Here is a 16,805-nt window from a genome sequence, read left to right as displayed (position 1 = left end):
GAATGCCTGGACTGCCCCATGGTCCCTGACGTACTGCGTCGTCGTCGGCCGAGCGGGCTCTGAGAGACTGCGGCACGACGTAGGTGCCGACCGCCGAGAGGTTGTTGGTCGAGTGAGGCGAAGCAAGAACGGTCCCGAGCCGTCGGCGCGGGGCAACTTCACCCCGCCGCCGCGAGCCGCGGCGCCCGCCCCGGTGCAGGGTGCGGAGCCGGCGGAGACTCCCGCGCCGAGCGGTGGCCGTTTCTCCCCGCGCAACTGGCGGGTGCCCACCAGGCTGAACGCGATCCTGCTCATACCCGCGGCCGTCGGCCTGGTCATGGGCGGCTTCCAGGTGAACAACTCCATCGACACCTGGCAGCAGGCCCGTGACGCCGAGAACACCGCCCGGCTGGTGCGCGCGGCCCTCGTCTACGCGGACGCCGTGGAGAACGAGCGCGACATCACCGCCGAGCCGCTCCTGCTGAACAAGAAGGACAGCAAGAGCAAGGCGACGATCGAGAACGCGCGCAAGGCCACCGACGAGGCCGCCGCCGGTTTCACCGAGGCGACGAAGAGCATGCCGCACACGCCCGGTCTGGAGCGTCGGCTGAAGCTGTTCCGCAAGGCCGAGCCCGAGATCCAGGTCCTGCGCAAGACCGCCTACACCTCCAAGCTCACCGGCGTGCAGACCGAGGAGGCGTACGTCGAGGTCGCCCACCCGCTGATGGAGTTCGCCAACGAGCTCGGTCTGGGCACCGGCAACATCACCTCGTACGGCCGTACCGTCTACGCCATGTCGCTGACCAAGGCGGCGCTGTCGCTGGAGCGTTCCATCGGCATGCACCTGCTGGTCAAGCCGGGTCCGGACGCGCCCAACCTCTCCACCCAGCGGGTCTCCCTGGCCTCCTACGCCTACCTTGAGCGCATCGCGATCGAGGAGTACCAGGGCGGTGGCACCGCGCAGGACTCGCAGGTCCTGGCCGCCGCGCAGAAGAAGGTCCAGGAGGACGCCAAGGCCGAGGCCGCGCAGGCCAAGCTGGACGACCCGAACTACGTGCCGCCGCCGAGCAACCCGAGCACCATGGTCTCGTTGCTGGCCACCATGAAGGACACCAGCCCGGCCACCCGTGACGCGCTCGCCGCGAACGGTGTCAGCGCCCAGAACTGGTTCGCGGTCAACACCCTCAAGTACAAGGCGTACCGCAAGATCGAGGCGGACATGGCCGACAAGGCCGTGAACGAGGCGTCCGGCATCGCCGACGACGCCCGCACCTCCGCGATCATCACCGGCACCATCGTGGTCATCGCCCTGCTGTTCGCCTTCCTCCTGGCCGGCGCGGTCGCCCGGCAGATGAGCCGCTCGATGCGCCAGCTGCGCAACGCGGCCTTCGGTATCGCCGAGCAGCGCCTGCCGATGCTGGTCGACCAGCTCTCGCGCACCGACCCCGGCCGGGTCGACACCCGGGTGGCCCCGATCCCGATCCACACCAAGGACGAGATCGGCGAGGTAGCCCGCGCCTTCGACCAGGTGCACCGCGAGGCCGTCCGCCTCGCCGCCGAGCAGGCCCTGCTGCGAGGCAACATCAACGCGATCTTCACCAACCTGTCGCGCCGCAACCAGTCGCTGATCGAGGGCCAGCTGACCCTGATCACCGACCTGGAGAACAACGAGGCCGACCCGGACCAGCTGGAGAACCTCTTCAAGCTGGACCACCTGGCCACCCGTATGCGCCGCAACGGCGAGAACCTCCTGGTCCTCGCCGGCGAGGAGCCCGGCCGCCGCTGGGACCAGCCGGTGCCGCTGGTCGACGTGCTGCGCGCCGCCTCCTCCGAGGTGGAGCAGTACGAGCGCATCGAGCTGTCCGGTGTCCCGGACGCCGAGATCCACGGCCGCGCGGTCACCGACCTCGTGCACCTGCTGGCCGAGCTGCTGGAGAACGCCACCACGTTCTCCTCGCCGCAGACCAAGGTCAAGGTCACCGCGACCCGACTGCCCGACGGCCGTGTCATGGTCGAGATCCACGACAAGGGCATCGGCCTGACCGCCGAGGACTTCGCGGACATCAACCACAAGCTGGCCAACCCGCCGACCGTGGACGCCGCGATCTCCCAGCGCATGGGCCTGTTCGTGGTCGGCCGGCTGTCCGACCGGCACGGCATCCGGGTCCAGCTGCGCCCCTCGGGCGAGCAGGCCGGCACCACCTCGCTGGTCATGCTGCCGGACGCGATCACGCACGGCGGTGGCGGCGACACCCCGCTGGAGCGCGAGGAGTTCACGGTCTCGCAGATCATCCCGGAGCAGCAGTTCCGGGCGGAGCGCCCGGAGGCGCAGCCGCTGCGCACGGCCGCCGAACTCGGCTTCGACGACAGCCAGTACACCGAGGTCCCGGACGACATCCGGGACCTGGACCCGGTCGGCCGCTCACTGCTCCGCGAGGGGCGCCGCGCCTCCCTGGAGGCGCAGACCCACGGCCAGCCGCAGTCGGACGAGCCGCGCCAGGACACCGGCGAGACCTACGCGGAGCCGCTGTTCGAAGGGCAGTACTCCGGCTACCCCGAGCAGCCGCGGCAGCCGTACGAGGAGACTCCCTACCAGGAGGCCGCGTACCAGGAGCAGGCGTACCAGGAGCCGTACGCGGAGACGCCGTCGGCGTCCTACGAGCGGTCCTACGACGGGCAGTACTACCCCCAGAACGGTGAACTGCCGGGCGCGGAAGGCTACCCGGAGAACGGCGGTTACCCGCACGGCGGCTATGCGGAGCCCGCCTACCAGGGCGACTGGCAGCAGCAGGGCGCCTACCAGAACGGCTACCCGGCCCATTACGCTCCGGAAACGGAATCCGCGCCGGCCGACGCGAGTGAGCAGAACCGCGTAGGCTTCGACAGTCCCGGAGCGGGCGCTCCCGCAGCGCACGCGCTGACCGACGCCGGGCTGCCCCGCCGGGGGGCCGTCCAGAACGGTTTCGACGGCGCGGTCCCCGCGCAGCCGGAGACGCCGGCCGCCGCACCGAGGGACAACGGTGACGGTGAACGGCATGCAGCGGACGACGGCGACGGAGACGACGACTGGCGTTCGGCGAACGACGAGCGCTGGCAGCAGGCTTCCCAGCTGCGTAAACCCAAGGCAGGCGGGGTCACCGCCTCCGGTCTGCCGCGGCGGGTACCCAAGGCCAACCTGGTCGAGGGCAGCGCCGAAACCACCCCTCAGGGAGGCCCCCAGGTCTCCCGCGCCCCGGAGGACGTCCGGGGCAGGCTGAGCAACCTGCGCCGGGGCGTCCAGCGAGGACGCAGCGCAGGCACCGAAACGAACGGCCAGGCCACTGGGAACCAACACAGTGGTCCTGACAGCACCTACGACCAGGAGCGTTAGTGTGAGCCCGATGAGCCAGGCGGCACAGAACCTGAACTGGTTGATCACCAACTTCGTGGACAACACCCCGGGGGTGTCCCACACGGTGGTGGTCTCCGCCGACGGACTCCTTCTGGCGATGTCCGAAGGCTTCCCCCGTGACCGCGCCGACCAGCTCGCCGCCGTCGCCTCCGGTCTGACCTCGCTGACCGCCGGTGCCTCGCGCATCTTCGAGGGCGGCAGTGTCAACCAGACGGTTGTGGAGATGGAGCGGGGATTCCTCTTCATCATGTCCGTCTCGGACGGATCGTCCCTGGCGGTCCTGGCCCACCCGGAAGCGGACATCGGCCTCATCGGGTACGAGATGGCCCTGCTGGTGGACCGCGCGGGCACGGTCCTCACCCCGGATCTCCGCGCGGAGCTCCAGGGAAGCCTTCTCAACTAGTAATCGGACGGTGCGTATTCGTGTCCCGGGGCCGTAAGGTTTCGGGACGCGGCTCCACACGGATGGGTGCCCGACGCAGTCGGAGGAGGAGAAAGTGGCAACACCCCCAGGAGGTTCGCCCTCGGGCAATTGGTCGTACGGCCCTGCCCAGGGCCACGGCGACGGCTCGGCGAACCCGTACGACTTCCCCTCCGCGCCCCACCACCGGCAGCCCTACGCCCCGCAGGGCCCCGGCCCCTCGCCGTACGACCGGCCCGGGGGTCCCGGCCCTTCGCCGTACGACCAGCCGCCTGCCCCGCGCATCCAGCCGGTCCAGCCGCAGCGCCGCCCCGAGCCGGCGCCGGCCGCGGCGAACAACCCCCTGGTGCGTCCGTACGCCATGACCGGCGGCCGGACCCGCCCGCGCTACCAGCTCGCCATCGAGGCGCTGGTGCACACCACCGCTGCTCCGCACCAGATGCAGGGTCAACTGCCCGAGCATCAGCGGATCTGCAATCTCTGCCGGGAGATCAAGTCGGTGGCCGAGATCTCGGCCCTGCTGACGATCCCCCTCGGCGTGGCCAGGATCCTCGTCGCCGACTTGGCGGAGGCGGGCCTGGTCGCCATCCATCAGCCCGGCGGCGACGAGAACGCCGGTGGCCAGCCAGACGTGACACTGCTCGAAAGGGTGCTCAGTGGACTTCGCAAGCTCTAGCGGAGGGCCGGTTTCTCAGAGTCGCTCCACCACCTCGGCGAAGATCGTGGTGGCGGGCGGCTTCGGCGTGGGCAAGACCACGTTCGTCGGCGCCGTCTCGGAGATCAACCCGCTGCGCACAGAGGCCGTGATGACGTCCGCTTCGGCCGGCATCGACGACCTCACCCACACCGGGGACAAGACCACCACCACGGTGGCCATGGACTTCGGCCGTATCACCCTCGACCAGGACCTCATCCTGTACCTGTTCGGCACGCCGGGTCAGGACCGCTTCTGGTTCATGTGGGACGACCTGGTGCGCGGCGCGATCGGCGCCGTGGTCCTCGTCGACACCCGCAGGCTCGCCGACTGCTTCCCGGCCGTGGACTACTTCGAGAACAGCGGCCTGCCGTTCGTCATCGCCCTCAACGGCTTCGACGGCAACCAGCCGTACAACCCGGAAGAGGTGCGCGAGGCGCTCCAGATCGGTCCGGACACCCCGATCATCACGACGGACGCACGGCATCGGGCCGACGCCAAGTCGACGCTCATCACGCTGGTCGAGCACGCGCTGATGGCTCGTCTGCGGTAGTCGACCGCGGCTGCCCGGCTGCCCGTCGCGGTGCTACACCGCGACGGGCAGTCTTGTCCGCCCGCGCGGTTCCCCCGCGCCCCTTCGGGGCGCACGGACGGCGTGTGGACGGGCACCTGGGCATGGGAACACGCGGACATGGCAGTGGGGCCCCTCCGAGGAGGGGCCCCACTGCCATGTCTTCTCGCCTCAGCCGTGCCAGCTGTGCGGGGCGCGGAAGCCCGGCTCGCGGTCGAGGCGGCGCCAGCCGGCCTTCGGGTGCGGGCGGCGGCGGGTCGGATCGGGGCGGGCGGCGGCGCGGGCGAGGAGGACGGCCGTGATGGCGGCGACCTCCTCGGGGTCGGCGTGGCCCTTCTCGACGCGGATGTCGGCAGTGCTCATGGGTGTCAGTCTCCGTAAGAGAGATGTCCGCTCGGTTACTGCGGGGGGTTGCCGTGCTTGCGGGACGGGAGGTCGGCGTGCTTGGTCTGGAGCATCGCCAGCGACTTCACCAGCACCTCGCGGGTCTCGGCCGGGTCGATGACGTCGTCGACCAGGCCGCGCTCGGCGGCGTAATAGGGGTGCATCAGCTCGGACCTGTACTCCTTGACCATGCGGGCCCGCATGGCCTCGGGGTCCTCGGCCTCGGCGATCTGGCGGCGGAAGATGACGTTGGCCGCGCCTTCCGCGCCCATCACGGCGATCTCGTTGGTGGGCCAGGCGTAGGTGAGGTCGGCGCCGATCGACTGGGAGTCCATGACGATGTAGGCACCTCCGTACGCCTTGCGCAGGATCAGCGAGATCCGCGGCACGGTGGCGTTGCAGTAGGCGTACAGCAGCTTCGCGCCGTGCCGGATGATTCCGCCGTGCTCCTGGTCGACGCCGGGGAGGAACCCGGGAACGTCCAGGAAGGTCACGATCGGAACATTGAAAGCGTCACACATCTGGACAAAGCGCGCAGCTTTTTCACTCGCCTCGATGTCCAGTACGCCCGCGAGGACCTGCGGCTGGTTGGCGACGATGCCGACCACCTGGCCGTCGATGCGGGCGAGCGCGCAGATGATGTTGCGCGCCCAGCGCTCGTGGACCTCCAGGTACTCGCCGTCGTCGACGATCTCCTCGATGACCTTGGCCATGTCGTACGGCCGGTTGCCGTCGGCCGGGACCAGGTCGAGCAGGACGTCCGAGCGGCGGTCGGCCGGGTCGGAGCACTCCACGCGCGGCGGGTTCTCGCGGTTGTTCTGCGGCAGCAGCGACAGGAGGTAGCGCACCTCGGCGATGCACGTCTCCTCGTCGTCGTACGCGAAGTGGCAGACGCCCGAGGTCTCGGCGTGTACGTCCGCGCCGCCCAGGCCGTTCTGGGTGATCTCCTCACCCGTCACCGCCTTGACCACGTCGGGACCGGTGATGAACATCTGCGAGGTCTCGCGGACCATGAAGACGAAGTCCGTGAGGGCCGGCGAGTAGGCCGCGCCGCCCGCGCACGGGCCCAGCATCACGGAGATCTGCGGGATGACACCCGACGCCTTCGTGTTGCGCTGGAAGATGCCGCCGTACCCGGCGAGCGCGCTGACGCCCTCCTGGATGCGGGCGCCCGCGCCGTCGTTCAGGGAGACCAGGGGCGCGCCGGCCGCGATGGCCATGTCCATGATCTTGTGGATCTTGGTGGCGTGGGCCTCGCCCAGCGCGCCGCCGAAGACACGGAAGTCATGGGCGTACACGAAGACCGTACGGCCCTCGACCGTGCCCCAGCCGGTGATGACACCGTCGGTGTACGGCTTCTTCGCCTCCAGGCCGAAACCGGTCGCCCGGTGCCGGCGCAGCTGCTCGACCTCCTGGAAGGAACCCGGGTCCAGGAGCAGCTCGATCCGCTCCCGCGCCGTCAGCTTGCCCTTGGCGTGCTGCGCCGCGGTCGCCTTCTCGCTCGGGCCGGCCACGGCCTGCGCACGGATGTCGTGCAGTTCGGCGACCCGTCCGCGCGCGTCCGTCGGCTCGCCGGTCGGCTCACCCGTCGTCTCTTCCAAAACGGTCATGTAGCGACCTTACGAAGGACACCAAGGAAAGCGAGCCGTCGACTCCGTACAGTCTCACGCCCGTTTTCCTGGTGCGAGTGAACAGAACCACGGCAAGGTGCAGCCGTTCCGACTGCTCAGAGGCGGCTTCCGTTGTGGGGATTCCACAAGCGCGCCCCCGCGGATCATCCCGCATTCGTGGGAACGCGCATGCCATCCCTGGAGTGACGCCACCCCTCGGACGGCCCTCGGCCGCGACCCCTCCCCACGGTATGCGCATCTTTCGGTGAACGCGCATAGTTACTTCGAGTGATCGACGCATCACACTGCACATCATGTTGAAAACCGAACGGAATGGGGCTACGGTCTGAGGCGTCAGATTCGTTGAACGTTAAACAGAATCGCTCCAGGAGGACGTCATGGGCATCTTCGGCCGCAAGGACCACAGGACCGCCGCCCCCGCGCAGGGCACCGGCCCCGATCTGGCCGCGCTGACCGGTGACTACACGATCGACCCCGCGCACACCACGATCGAGTTCGTGGCCCGCCACGCGATGGTCACCAACGTGCGCGGCGGCTTCCAGGACTTCACCGGCAGCCTCCACCTCGACGGTCGGGATCCGGCCAAGTCGACCGCCACGCTCGACGTCACGATGGCGAGCATCGACACCGGCAACGCCGACCGCGACGGCCACCTGAAGTCGGCCGACTTCTTCAAGATCGACGAGTTCCCCACCATGACCTTCCGCTCCACCGGGGCGGAGTCCCTGGGCGGCGAGGACTACCGCATCACCGGCGACCTCTCCCTGCTCGGGGTCACCAGGCCCATCACCGTCGACCTGGAGTTCAACGGCGTCGCCAAGGACCCGTTCGGCAACGAGCGGGCCGGCTTCGAGGGCAAGGCCGAGCTGCTGCGTTCCGAGTGGGGCCTGACCTGGAACGCCGCGCTGGAGACGGGCGGTGTCCTGATCTCCGACAAGATCAAGCTGCGTTTCGACGTCTCCGCGATCAAGAACGCGTGAGCCCCGGCCGCGATCGCGGACAGCGGGGCCGGCCGCCGGCCGGTGGCGTTCCGGCCGTGGTACCCGAGGACCGGGAGAGGGTGCTGGTCCCGCCGGGCGCCCACCGAGCCCGGAGGCCGTAGCGGCGGATCCGGATCGCGAGGGCGGGACCCGCGGTGAAGAGGGCCGAGCCGGCCGGCGGACCACCGGCCCCGCATCGGGGTCAGGGTGAGGACCACCGCGAGGACCACGGAGTCCGTGTGCCGTCCTGCCCCGCCCTCCAGCCACAGGCGGCCGCACGGAAGAGCGGGACGGCCGTCGTCGTCACCGTTTGCTTCATAAGCGCTGCGTATCAGTATCTGACGCACTGTCCGAGAACAGAGCCCGTAAGTCGGAAATTCGATAAGGAGCTGCGTACGATCCGCGCATGGATCATCTCGCCGATGCCGCCGCTCTCCGTCGTGCCGTCGTCCGGATCAACCGGAGGCTGCGACAGGAGCGCGGGGAGGGGGGCCTGAGCCCCAACCAGCTCGCGGTGCTGGGACATCTGCACGCGCACGGCCCGGCCACGCCGGGACGGATCGCGGCACGGGAGCGGCAGCGGCCGCAGTCGCTGACACGGGTGTTCGCGGACCTGGAGGCGGAGGGGCTGATCGCCCGGGAGCCGGACGCGGGCGACCGCCGGCAGTCGGTGCTGAGCCTGACCGAACCGGGCCGGCGGGCACTGGAGCGGGACATGGCCGAACGTGACGTCTGGCTCGCGGCGGCCCTGAGCACACTCGGCGAGACGGAGCGGGGGGTACTGACGCTGGCGGCGGCGCTGCTGGAGCGGGTGGGCTCGATGGAGATACCGGGCACGGAGATCTGACCGCCGCCCCCTTTGGTCCCTCACGAGCCGGGCGGTTCTCGACCTCGGCATGGACCCTCCCTCGGCCCTCATGGCTCACTCATGACTTAGCTCATGGCGTGAGTTAATTGACTCCTCATCAACTCATGAAGAACGCATACCAGTTGCTCCGCCCCGCTCATCCCCGCTCTGTCGACCCGAGAGGAAGGGCGACGCACCATGAGGAGATCCCACCGCGCGCTCCGGCTGCTGCCGGCCGGGCTGCTCTCCGCCGCCGGATTCACCGCGGCCGTACCTCCCGCCCATGCCGCCGGTGAGCAGGTCACCGCGTGGCTCACCACCACCGACGACTCCGCCGGCCGCCATGTCTTCACCGGCGCCTCGTTCACCGACACCGCGGCCTGGCTGTTCGGCAGCAGCGGCGCCCTGTCCCAGGCGACCCGGGACGCGACGATGCGCAAGCTGTTCTCGCCGACGGACGGCATCGGCCTGTCCTTCCTGCGCAACCCGATGGGCGCATCGGACCTCGCTCGCCACGGCTGCACGTACGACGACGTCCCGGCCGGGCAGACCGACCCGAGTCTGAGCAGGTTCTCGATCGCGCACGACCTCGCGGACGTCGTGCCGCTCACCCGGCAGGCGCTCCAGCTGGTCCCCTCGCTGACCGTGATGGCCTCGCCGTGGACGGCCCCGGCCTGGATGAAGGACAGCGGCTCGCTGAACGGGGGCCGGCTGAAGGCGGAGGACTACGGCGCCTACGCGTCCTACTTCGTCAAGTACCTCCAGGAGTACCGGGACCAGGGCGTCGACGTCTCGTACGTGACCCCGCAGAACGAGCCGACCTGCTGCCGCGGCTCCAGTCCGCGGGCCTGAGCACCAAGGTCCTCGCACACGGCTGGAACTGGGACAGCTACGACTCCTACGCCGCGCTTTCGGTGGACGATCCGGCGATCCGCGAGCACCCCGACTTCGGCGGCATCGCCTGGCACGGCTTAGGCGGTGACGTCTCCGAGCAGACGACGATCCACGACAAGTACCCGTCGCTCGACGCCTTCGGCACCGAGCACTCCGGGGGCACCTGGAACGCGGACCAGCAGCACGAGGACATGGCGGACATCGTCGACTACACCCGCAACTGGGCGAAGTCGGTGACCAAGTGGTCGCTGGCCGTGGACCAGGACATGGGCCCGCACAACGGCGGTTGCGGCACCTGCACCGGCCTGGTCACCGTGCACGACGGGGACGGCAGGAGCAGGAGCGTGGACTACACCGTCGAGTACTACGACATGGGCCAGCTCACCAAGTTCGTGCGGCCCGGCGCGCAGCGGATCGCCTCCACCGCGTCCACCACGGTGCCCAACGTGGCCTGGCGCAACCCGGACGGCAGCAAGGCGCTGATCGCCTACAACGGCTCCTCCTCCGCCCGGACCGTCACCATCGACTGAGGCTCGCAGCACGCCACTCACTCGCTGCCCGGCAAGACCTCCGCGACGTGAACCTCGCCGCGGACAAGTGCCTGGACGTCACCGACGACTCCCCGGCCGACGGGGCCCGCGCGCAGATCCGGTCCTGCACGGGCGCCGCCGACCAGAAGCGGCGGCTTCGGTGACGAGCGGCCCAGGGCCGGCTGGGGGACGGTGAGGGGGGTCCGCCGTCCCCCGGCCGGTTCGTCCCCCGGCCGGTCCGTCGCTCGCCGAGCGGCGGGGCGTCGGTGTGTGGCGCGCCCGCGACGAGGCCGAGCCGCGTGAGAAGGTGCTCGGTACGCTGCCGCTACGGTCCTGGACGAGTCTCACCTCAGTCCGCCGGAGTCCCGTCCGAACGACCGGGCCGCGTCTGACGCCCTGCCGCCCCGGCGACCTGGAGCCCTTCATGACCACACCGCAGGACCTGTTCCTCGTCAGCGTGGACGTCCCCGGCACGCGCCCCGTCGAGCAGGGCGATCTGTCGCTGGCCCTCGCGGGGGCCGAGCTGGTCGACCTGCTCGGGACGCGGGCGCTCACCCTGGACGGCGCGCGCATCGTGCCGGGGGCGTCGCTGGGCACGGGTGACCGGATGCTGGACGAGGCGGGCGCGGCTCTGGTGCGCGCGGAGCCGTACGAGAGCGTCGAGGACTGGCTGTGGCGCCGGGGCCGCGGGCTCGCCGCGGCCTACCAGGACGACCTGGACCGCTCCGGTCAGCTCACCGGGGAGCGCCGGCGCTGGCTGCCCCGGCTCGGCGGGGACGCCCCCCGGCCCGACACCCCCGCCCGCCGCCACGCGGCCGACCGCTGGTGGTCCCACGAGCCGGTGCTGACCGCCCTCGCCGTCCCGCTGGGCATCGGTGAGGACCGCGCGGACGGCAACGAGGACGCCGACGACGCGGTCCTCACCGTCCTGGCCGCCGTGGGCGACGCGATCACCGAGCTGACGGCGGTGCGGGAACGCCGGCGGATCGAGAACGCCGCCTTCGACAACATCTGGCGGGCGCCCTGAGCCCCGTCGGGGCGGGGCGCCCGGCGCCTCGTGCCCGCGAGAGCCGCTACGCCGGCTCCACTCCCGCGCGCAGCAGGCCGTACGTGTAGGCGTCCTCCAGAGCCTGCCAGGAGGCGGCGATCACGTTGTCCGCGACGCCCACCGTGGACCACTCGCCGGTGGCGTCGGAGGTCGAGATGAGGACGCGGGTGGTGCTGGAGGTGCCGTGGCGGCCTTCCAGGATGCGGACGCGGTAGTCGACCAGTTCGAGGGCGGCGAGCTGGGGGTAGATCTTCTCCAGGGCGACGCGCAGGGCGCGGTCGAGGGCGTGGACCGGGCCGTTGCCCTCGGCGGTGGCGACGATGCGCTCGCTCTTGGCCCACAGCTTGACCGTGGCCTCGTTGGCGTGGCTGCCGTCGGGTCGGTCCTCGGCGATCGCCCGCCAGGACTCGACGTCGAAGTACTTCAGCGCCCTGCCCTCCGCCTCGCCGCGCAGCAGCAGCTCGAAGGAGGCGTCGGCGGCCTCGTAGGTGTAGCCCTTGAGCTCGCGCTCCTTGACCCGGGCCACCACCCGCCCGATCAGCTCGCGGTCGCCGCCGAGGTCGACGCCGAGTTCCTTGCCCTTGAGCTCGACGGAGGCGCGGCCCGCCATGTCGGAGACCAGCATCCGCATGGTGTTGCCGACCAGCGCGGGATCGATGTGCTGGTAGAGGTCCGGGTCGACCTTGATCGCGGAGGCGTGCAGCCCGGCCTTGTGCGCGAACGCGGAGACACCCACGTACGGCTGATGGGTGGACGGCGTGAGGTTGACGACCTCGGCGATGGCGTGCGAGATCCGGGTCATCTCCCGCAGCCGGCCCTCGGGCAGCACCTTCTTGCCGTACTTCAGCTCCAGGGCGGCGACCACGGGGAACAGGTTCGCGTTGCCGACCCGCTCGCCGTAGCCGTTGGCGGTGCACTGCACGTGCGTGGCGCCGCCGTCGACCGCGGCCAGCGTGTTGGCGACCGCGCAGCCGGTGTCGTCCTGGGCGTGGATGCCGAGCCGGGCGCCGGTGTCGGCGAGCACGGTGGCGACGACGGCGTGCACCTGGGCGGGCAGCATGCCGCCGTTCGTGTCACAGAGCACCACCACATCGGCCCCGGCCTCCGAGGCGGCGCGTACGACGGCCTTGGCGTACTCGGGGTTCGCGCGGTAGCCGTCGAAGAAGTGCTCGCAGTCCACGAAGACCCGGCGGCCCTGCTCGCACAGGTAGGAGACGGTGTCGCGGACCATCTCCAGGTTCTCGTCCAGGGTGGTGCGCAGCGCCATCTCGACGTGCCGGTCGTGCGACTTGGCGACCAGCGTGATCACCGGGGCACCGGACTCCAGCAGCGCCCTGACCTGCGGGTCGTCGGCCGCCTTGGCACCGGCGCGGCGGGTGGCGCCGAAGGCGACGAGCCGGGCGTTACGGAATTCGATCTCGTTCCGGGCGCGGGCGAAGAACTCGGTGTCGCGGGGGTTCGCGCCGGGCCAGCCGCCCTCGATGAAGCCGACGCCGAAGTCGTCCAGGTGCCGGGCGATGGCGAGCTTGTCCGCGACGGTGAGGTTGATGCCCTCGCGCTGCGCGCCGTCGCGCAGCGTGGTGTCGAAGACGTGGAACGAGTCGTCGAGCTCGCTGGGTGCCGTCTCGGTCATGGTCTCAAGGCTCCTGTTGTGGATCTTCGGTCTTACCGGAATGACCGGCTCCACCGTCCCCCCAATACTCCCTCGCGCTCGGTTCACGGCTGAAGGTGGGCCGTAAAACGAAAAAACCCCTCGCGGATGCGAGAGGTCTGCGCGCGGGTCGAGGACGAACGGTGGCCACCCGTACCTTTTCGTACGAGATGGTCACTGCGGACCGGCGCGCCTGTTGCCGATAATCGTGGCGAACGTAAGCACGGGGGAAGTCTGGCACAGCGACGCCCCCGGCTCACCGACCGTCTCAGGATGCGGTCGTCACGGCGGACTTCTCCACTCCGTCGGCCCCTCGTGTTCCGGTCGGATCCAGGTCCCCGGTCTCCCGCATGGTGACATACACGACGAGCGAAACGGCCGCACAGCCCGCCACGTACCAGAAGAAACCGGACTCCATCCCGGCCTTCTTGAACCACAGCGCGATGTATTCGGCGGTGTCGCCGAAGAGGGCGCTGGCGAGGGTGTACGGGAGGGCGATGCCCAAGGAGCGGACACTCGTGGGGAACAGCTCGGCCTTCACGCGGGCGTTGACCGAGGTGTAGCCGGTGACGGCCACCAGCGCGAGCAAGGAGAGGCCGAGCGCGGGCCAGTAGCCGCCGGCGTGCTTGAGCAGGGTCACGACCGGCACGGTCAGGACGGTGGAACCGACCGCGAAGGTGATCAGCAGCGGCCGGCGCCCGATCCGGTCGGACAGGGCCCCGGCGAGCGGCTGGAGCGCGGCGAAGACGATCAGCGCGGTGAAGGAGACGAGGGTCGCGGTGTCCTCGGCCAGGCCCGCCGAGTTGGAGAGGTACCTGGTCGGACAGGTGGTGTACGTGTAGTACGCGACCGTGCCGCCCGCGGTGAGCGCGATACGAGGAATGCCTCGCGCCGGTACCGCCCAGGGCGCGCAGGCCGCCGCGCTCCTCGGCGGCCGAGGTGTCCTCGTCGTACACCTCGCTCTCCGGCATGTCGCGGCGCAGGTGGAAGACGACGGCCGCGCCGAGGGCACCGACGACGAAGGGGATGCGCCAGCCGTAGCTGTGCAGGGCCGAGTCGGACATGGTGCGCTGGAGGATGATCTGGAGGCCGAGGCCGACGATCTGGCCGGCGGTCACGGACACGTACTGGAAGCCGGAGGCGAAGCCGCGCCTGCCCGGGTCGGTGGCCTCGGTGAGGTAGGTGGCGCCGGCCGCGTACTCGCCGCCCACCGACAGGCCCTGGAGCAGCCGGGCGACGAGCAGGACGAGGGCGCCGCCGTACCCGGCGACCGCGTACGTCGGCGCGACGGCGCGACGGCGATCAGCGCCGCCGGGGCCGACATCAGCGTGACGGTCAGCGTCAGCGCCGCCTTGCGGCCCCTGCGGTCGCCGGCCCGCCCCAGCAGCCATCCGCCGACGGGCCGCATGAAGAACCCGACCTGCCCGCGAGCTGATCGGACGACGCGCCCCGCAGGGGCGCGGGGGACCGCGGGCGCGGGCCGCACCCCTACGACGACCGGGCGATCAGACCGTCCTCGACGAACTCCCTCACATGCGCCAGCACTTGCTCCCGCGAAATCCCTCGCAACCCGATGGCGACCTGGATCGAGAACCCGTCGAGCAGCGCACGCGTCCGGGTCGCGAAGCGGTCCGCGTCCACCTCCCGGAACTCCCCCCGCGAGACGCCCTCCGCGATCAGGGCGACGAGGTCCCGGTGCCACGCCCCCTCGATCGCGGCCTGGCGGGCGCGCGCGTCGTCGTCGGCGTTCTGGGAGCGGTTCCAGACCTCCAGCCACAGGGTCCAGTGCGGATCGCGGTGGCCGTCGGGCACGTACAGGTCGACGTACGCCGCCAGCCGCTCCCGGGCCGGGCCCTCCCCCGCCAGCAGCCGGCCGCGCGCCGCCCCGAGCCGGCCCTCGCTCCACTCCAGGGTCTGGAGCAGCAGTTCGTCCTTGGAGCGGAAGTAGTAGAGGAGGTGCCCGCTGCTCATCCCGACCTCGCGGCCGAGCGCCGCCATGGTGAGCTTCTCCAGACCGCGCTCGGCGATCATGCCCATGGCCGCGGCGAGCAGCTCCTCGCGGGGCGGGGCGGGGGTGCGCCGGCGCGGCGCGGAACTCTCGGTCATGGGGTCACCAGGCGTACGGCGGCGGGCGGGACATGGGTCTTGTACGGGCCGTGGCACTCGGCGGGCAGGCCCGCCACCGTGCAGCCCGCACGGACCAGGACGTTCACCCGTATGTTCTACCCGACCCGAGGCGCCGACGGCTGCCGGGCGGGGGCCTCCCCCACTCCCCCGGGCGGCCGTCCCTGCGTCCAGACCGCCCGGACGGCCATCCGGGCGAACCGCCAGCCGTCACCGGTGCGTGCGAGCTCCGCCTCGAAGACCCCGCCCACCTGGAACAGCGTGGCGTCGTGACGGACGTGGACCATCAGGGCGTTCCAGGAGGCCCGCGCCGTACCGGCGTCCGTGTCGGCGACGATGCCCGAGGCGAGGTGCTGGGTGCGGTCGTACCGTCCGAGCGCCTCCTCGGTCGCCCGCACGGCCGCCGCGCCCTCGGACGTCCCGAGCGGGGTCTCCATCCGGGCGTCCGGGGCGAGGAAGGCGTCCGCCCAGCCGGGCGTGAACTCCCGCGCGTCCAGCGCCCGGAAGTACCGGTCCACGAGCGTGGTGATCTCCGACTGATCCGTCTGTGTGGTCATGTGCTCAGCCTCCGACCTGAAGCGGACTTGAGGTCAAGGGCGGCGGGACCGCGGCTGCTGCTGGGTGATGCAGTGGATGCCGCCCCCGGCCGCGAAGATCCGGCGGGCGTCGACCAGGGTGACGGTGCGCTCGGGGAAGAGGCGGCGGAAGATGGCGGCGGCCGTCTCGTCGCGGGGGTCGTCGAAGGCGCACAGGACGACGCCGTCGTTGCAGAGGTAGTGGTTGATGTAGGAGTAGTCGGCCCAGTGGCCGTCGGCCTCCAGGACGGTCGGCGCGGGGACCTCGACGACCTCCAGTGGACGGCCCTGGGCGTCGGTCGAGGACCTGAGGAGGCCGATGATCTCCTTGCCGACCTCGTGGTCGGGGTGGGCCGGGTCCGGCTGGTGATGGGCGAGCACGACACCGGGGCGGGCGAAGGCGGCGACGATGTCGACGTGGCCGAGGGTGCCGAACCCGTACGGCGGATAGTCGGCGGTCAGGCCGCGCGGCAGCCAGATGGCCTTGCTGGTGCCGAGGTGGGCGTGGATCTCCGCCTCGACCCGCTCCCGCGTCCAGTGCGGGTTGCGCTCGGGGCCGAGCTGCACGGTCTCGGTGAGCAGCACCGTGCCCTCGCCGTCGACATGGATGCCGCCGCCCTCGTTGACCAGCGCCGAGGCGTACGTCCGGGCGCCCGCGAGGTCGGCGACGTGCCCGCCGATCTTCGCGTCGTGCTCCCAGCGGGCCCAGTCCTGGGCGCCCCAGCCGTTGAACGTCCAGTCCACGGCCGCCAGTCCGCCCCGGCCGTCGGTCAGGAAGGTGGGCCCGATGTCCCGCATCCAGGCGTCGTCCAGCTCGCGCTCCACGAGGTCGACGTCCGGCCCGAGCAGCTCCCGTGCCTCGGCCGAAGTGCCGGGACCGCAGACCACGGTCACCGGTTCGAAGCGGCGGACGGCGCGGGCGACCGAGGCCCAGGCGTGCCGGGAGGCGGCGAGGTCGTCGGCGTCGTCGAAGGTGGGGTTGGGGCCCGGCCACGCCATCCAGGTGCGCTCGTGCGGGGTCCACTCGGCGGGCATGCGGAAGCCGTCGGCGGCAGGGGTGCTCATCTGGGGGTCCGTTCGGGGTT

Annotated in this window: 13 protein-coding genes and 2 pseudogenes; 8 read left to right on the top strand and 7 right to left on the bottom strand. The window is 70.9% G+C overall.

The window, feature by feature from the left end:
* The first annotated feature begins 112 nt into the window (after nt 1-112).
* The 4 genes from VT52_RS02820 to VT52_RS02805 all read left to right on the top strand — a co-directional run bounded on the left by VT52_RS02820 (nt 113) and on the right by VT52_RS02805 (nt 5,038).
* Nucleotides 113-3,349, top strand: a complete 3,237-nt coding sequence (locus VT52_RS02820) for a nitrate- and nitrite sensing domain-containing protein (RefSeq protein WP_206306422.1) — start codon at nt 113-115, stop codon at nt 3,347-3,349.
* 10 nt (nt 3,350-3,359) lie between these two features.
* The gene (locus tag VT52_RS02815; protein ID WP_005479603.1) at nt 3,360-3,773 is read left to right on the top strand and encodes a roadblock/LC7 domain-containing protein; all 414 of its coding nucleotides are present in this window, start codon (nt 3,360-3,362) and stop codon (nt 3,771-3,773) included.
* A 94-nt stretch (nt 3,774-3,867) separates the two neighbouring features.
* A complete protein-coding gene (locus tag VT52_RS02810; RefSeq protein ID WP_046425851.1) occupies nt 3,868-4,467 on the top strand; it encodes a DUF742 domain-containing protein in 600 nt (199 codons plus the stop codon).
* Nucleotides 4,448-5,038, top strand: a complete 591-nt coding sequence (locus VT52_RS02805) for a GTP-binding protein (RefSeq protein ID WP_071387349.1) — start codon at nt 4,448-4,450, stop codon at nt 5,036-5,038. Before VT52_RS02810 ends, VT52_RS02805 begins: the two co-directional genes overlap by 20 nt.
* Nucleotides 5,039-5,227: 189 nt before the next feature.
* Here the strand turns inward: VT52_RS02805 and VT52_RS02800 are convergent, their stop codons facing one another.
* Both VT52_RS02800 and VT52_RS02795 read right to left on the bottom strand, forming a co-directional pair.
* Nucleotides 5,228-5,419 carry an acyl-CoA carboxylase subunit epsilon gene (locus VT52_RS02800; protein WP_046423440.1) on the bottom strand — a complete coding sequence of 64 codons (192 nt, stop codon included), beginning with the start codon at nt 5,417-5,419 and terminating at the stop codon, nt 5,228-5,230.
* Nucleotides 5,420-5,454: 35 nt separating this feature from the next.
* Nucleotides 5,455-7,050: an acyl-CoA carboxylase subunit beta gene (locus VT52_RS02795; protein WP_046423439.1), complete on the bottom strand. Its 1,596-nt coding sequence runs from the start codon at nt 7,048-7,050 to the stop codon at nt 5,455-5,457.
* A gap of 398 nt (nt 7,051-7,448) precedes the next feature.
* On the opposite strand from VT52_RS02795, the gene VT52_RS02790 reads away from it, so the two are divergent.
* The 4 genes and pseudogenes from VT52_RS02790 (at nt 7,449) to VT52_RS02775 (ending at nt 11,349) form a co-directional block, all read left to right on the top strand.
* Nucleotides 7,449-8,051, top strand: a complete 603-nt coding sequence (locus VT52_RS02790; RefSeq protein WP_046423438.1) for a YceI family protein — start codon at nt 7,449-7,451, stop codon at nt 8,049-8,051.
* Nucleotides 8,052-8,457: 406 nt separating this feature from the next.
* Complete coding sequence (locus VT52_RS02785) at nt 8,458-8,898, top strand: MarR family winged helix-turn-helix transcriptional regulator (RefSeq protein WP_046423437.1); 441 nt, start codon at nt 8,458-8,460, stop codon at nt 8,896-8,898.
* 198 nt (nt 8,899-9,096) lie between these two features.
* Nucleotides 9,097-10,471, top strand: a pseudogene (locus VT52_RS02780) (glycoside hydrolase family 30 protein); the annotation flags it as partial.
* A gap of 275 nt (nt 10,472-10,746) precedes the next feature.
* Nucleotides 10,747-11,349, top strand: coding sequence for a GOLPH3/VPS74 family protein (locus tag VT52_RS02775; protein ID WP_046423435.1), 603 nt, complete (start codon nt 10,747-10,749; stop codon nt 11,347-11,349).
* Between the two features lie 46 nt (nt 11,350-11,395).
* On the opposite strand, the gene cimA is transcribed toward VT52_RS02775, so the two are convergent.
* From cimA to VT52_RS02750, 5 genes and pseudogenes are all read right to left on the bottom strand, one after another.
* A complete protein-coding gene (gene cimA / locus VT52_RS02770) occupies nt 11,396-13,003 on the bottom strand; it encodes a citramalate synthase (protein WP_046423433.1) in 1,608 nt (535 codons plus the stop codon).
* Nucleotides 13,004-13,289: 286 nt separating this feature from the next.
* Nucleotides 13,290-14,441, bottom strand: a pseudogene (locus VT52_RS02765) (MFS transporter); the annotation flags it as partial.
* Between the two features lie 68 nt (nt 14,442-14,509).
* Nucleotides 14,510-15,127 carry a TetR/AcrR family transcriptional regulator gene (locus VT52_RS02760; RefSeq protein WP_046423431.1) on the bottom strand — a complete coding sequence of 206 codons (618 nt, stop codon included), beginning with the start codon at nt 15,125-15,127 and terminating at the stop codon, nt 14,510-14,512.
* Nucleotides 15,128-15,243: 116 nt separating this feature from the next.
* Complete coding sequence (locus VT52_RS02755; protein ID WP_046423429.1) at nt 15,244-15,702, bottom strand: nuclear transport factor 2 family protein; 459 nt, start codon at nt 15,700-15,702, stop codon at nt 15,244-15,246.
* 33 nt (nt 15,703-15,735) lie between these two features.
* Complete coding sequence (locus VT52_RS02750) at nt 15,736-16,785, bottom strand: agmatine deiminase family protein (RefSeq protein WP_046423428.1); 1,050 nt, start codon at nt 16,783-16,785, stop codon at nt 15,736-15,738.
* Between the last annotated feature and the right edge of the window lie 20 nt (nt 16,786-16,805).

Origin of the sequence: Streptomyces malaysiense, from assembly GCF_000980885.2 — a bacterium.
Classification (GTDB): Bacteria; Actinomycetota; Actinomycetes; order Streptomycetales; family Streptomycetaceae; genus Streptomyces; species Streptomyces malaysiense.
This window is presented reverse-complemented; position numbering and strand designations above follow the sequence as displayed.

Excerpts from the sequence above, each read along its gene's own strand:
- VT52_RS02815 (WP_005479603.1), top strand. The coding sequence starts at position 3,360 with ATGAGCCAGGCGGCACAGAACCTGAACTGGTTGATCACCAACTTCGTG.
- VT52_RS02800 (WP_046423440.1), bottom strand. The coding sequence starts at position 5,419 with ATGAGCACTGCCGACATCCGCGTCGAGAAGGGCCACGCCGACCCCGAG.
- VT52_RS02795 (WP_046423439.1), bottom strand. The coding sequence starts at position 7,050 with ATGACCGTTTTGGAAGAGACGACGGGTGAGCCGACCGGCGAGCCGACG.
- VT52_RS02790 (WP_046423438.1), top strand. The coding sequence starts at position 7,449 with ATGGGCATCTTCGGCCGCAAGGACCACAGGACCGCCGCCCCCGCGCAG.
- VT52_RS02785 (WP_046423437.1), top strand. The coding sequence starts at position 8,458 with ATGGATCATCTCGCCGATGCCGCCGCTCTCCGTCGTGCCGTCGTCCGG.
- VT52_RS02775 (WP_046423435.1), top strand. The coding sequence starts at position 10,747 with ATGACCACACCGCAGGACCTGTTCCTCGTCAGCGTGGACGTCCCCGGC.
- cimA (WP_046423433.1), bottom strand. The coding sequence starts at position 13,003 with ATGACCGAGACGGCACCCAGCGAGCTCGACGACTCGTTCCACGTCTTC.
- VT52_RS02760 (WP_046423431.1), bottom strand. The coding sequence starts at position 15,127 with ATGACCGAGAGTTCCGCGCCGCGCCGGCGCACCCCCGCCCCGCCCCGC.
- VT52_RS02755 (WP_046423429.1), bottom strand. The coding sequence starts at position 15,702 with ATGACCACACAGACGGATCAGTCGGAGATCACCACGCTCGTGGACCGG.
- VT52_RS02750 (WP_046423428.1), bottom strand. The coding sequence starts at position 16,785 with ATGAGCACCCCTGCCGCCGACGGCTTCCGCATGCCCGCCGAGTGGACC.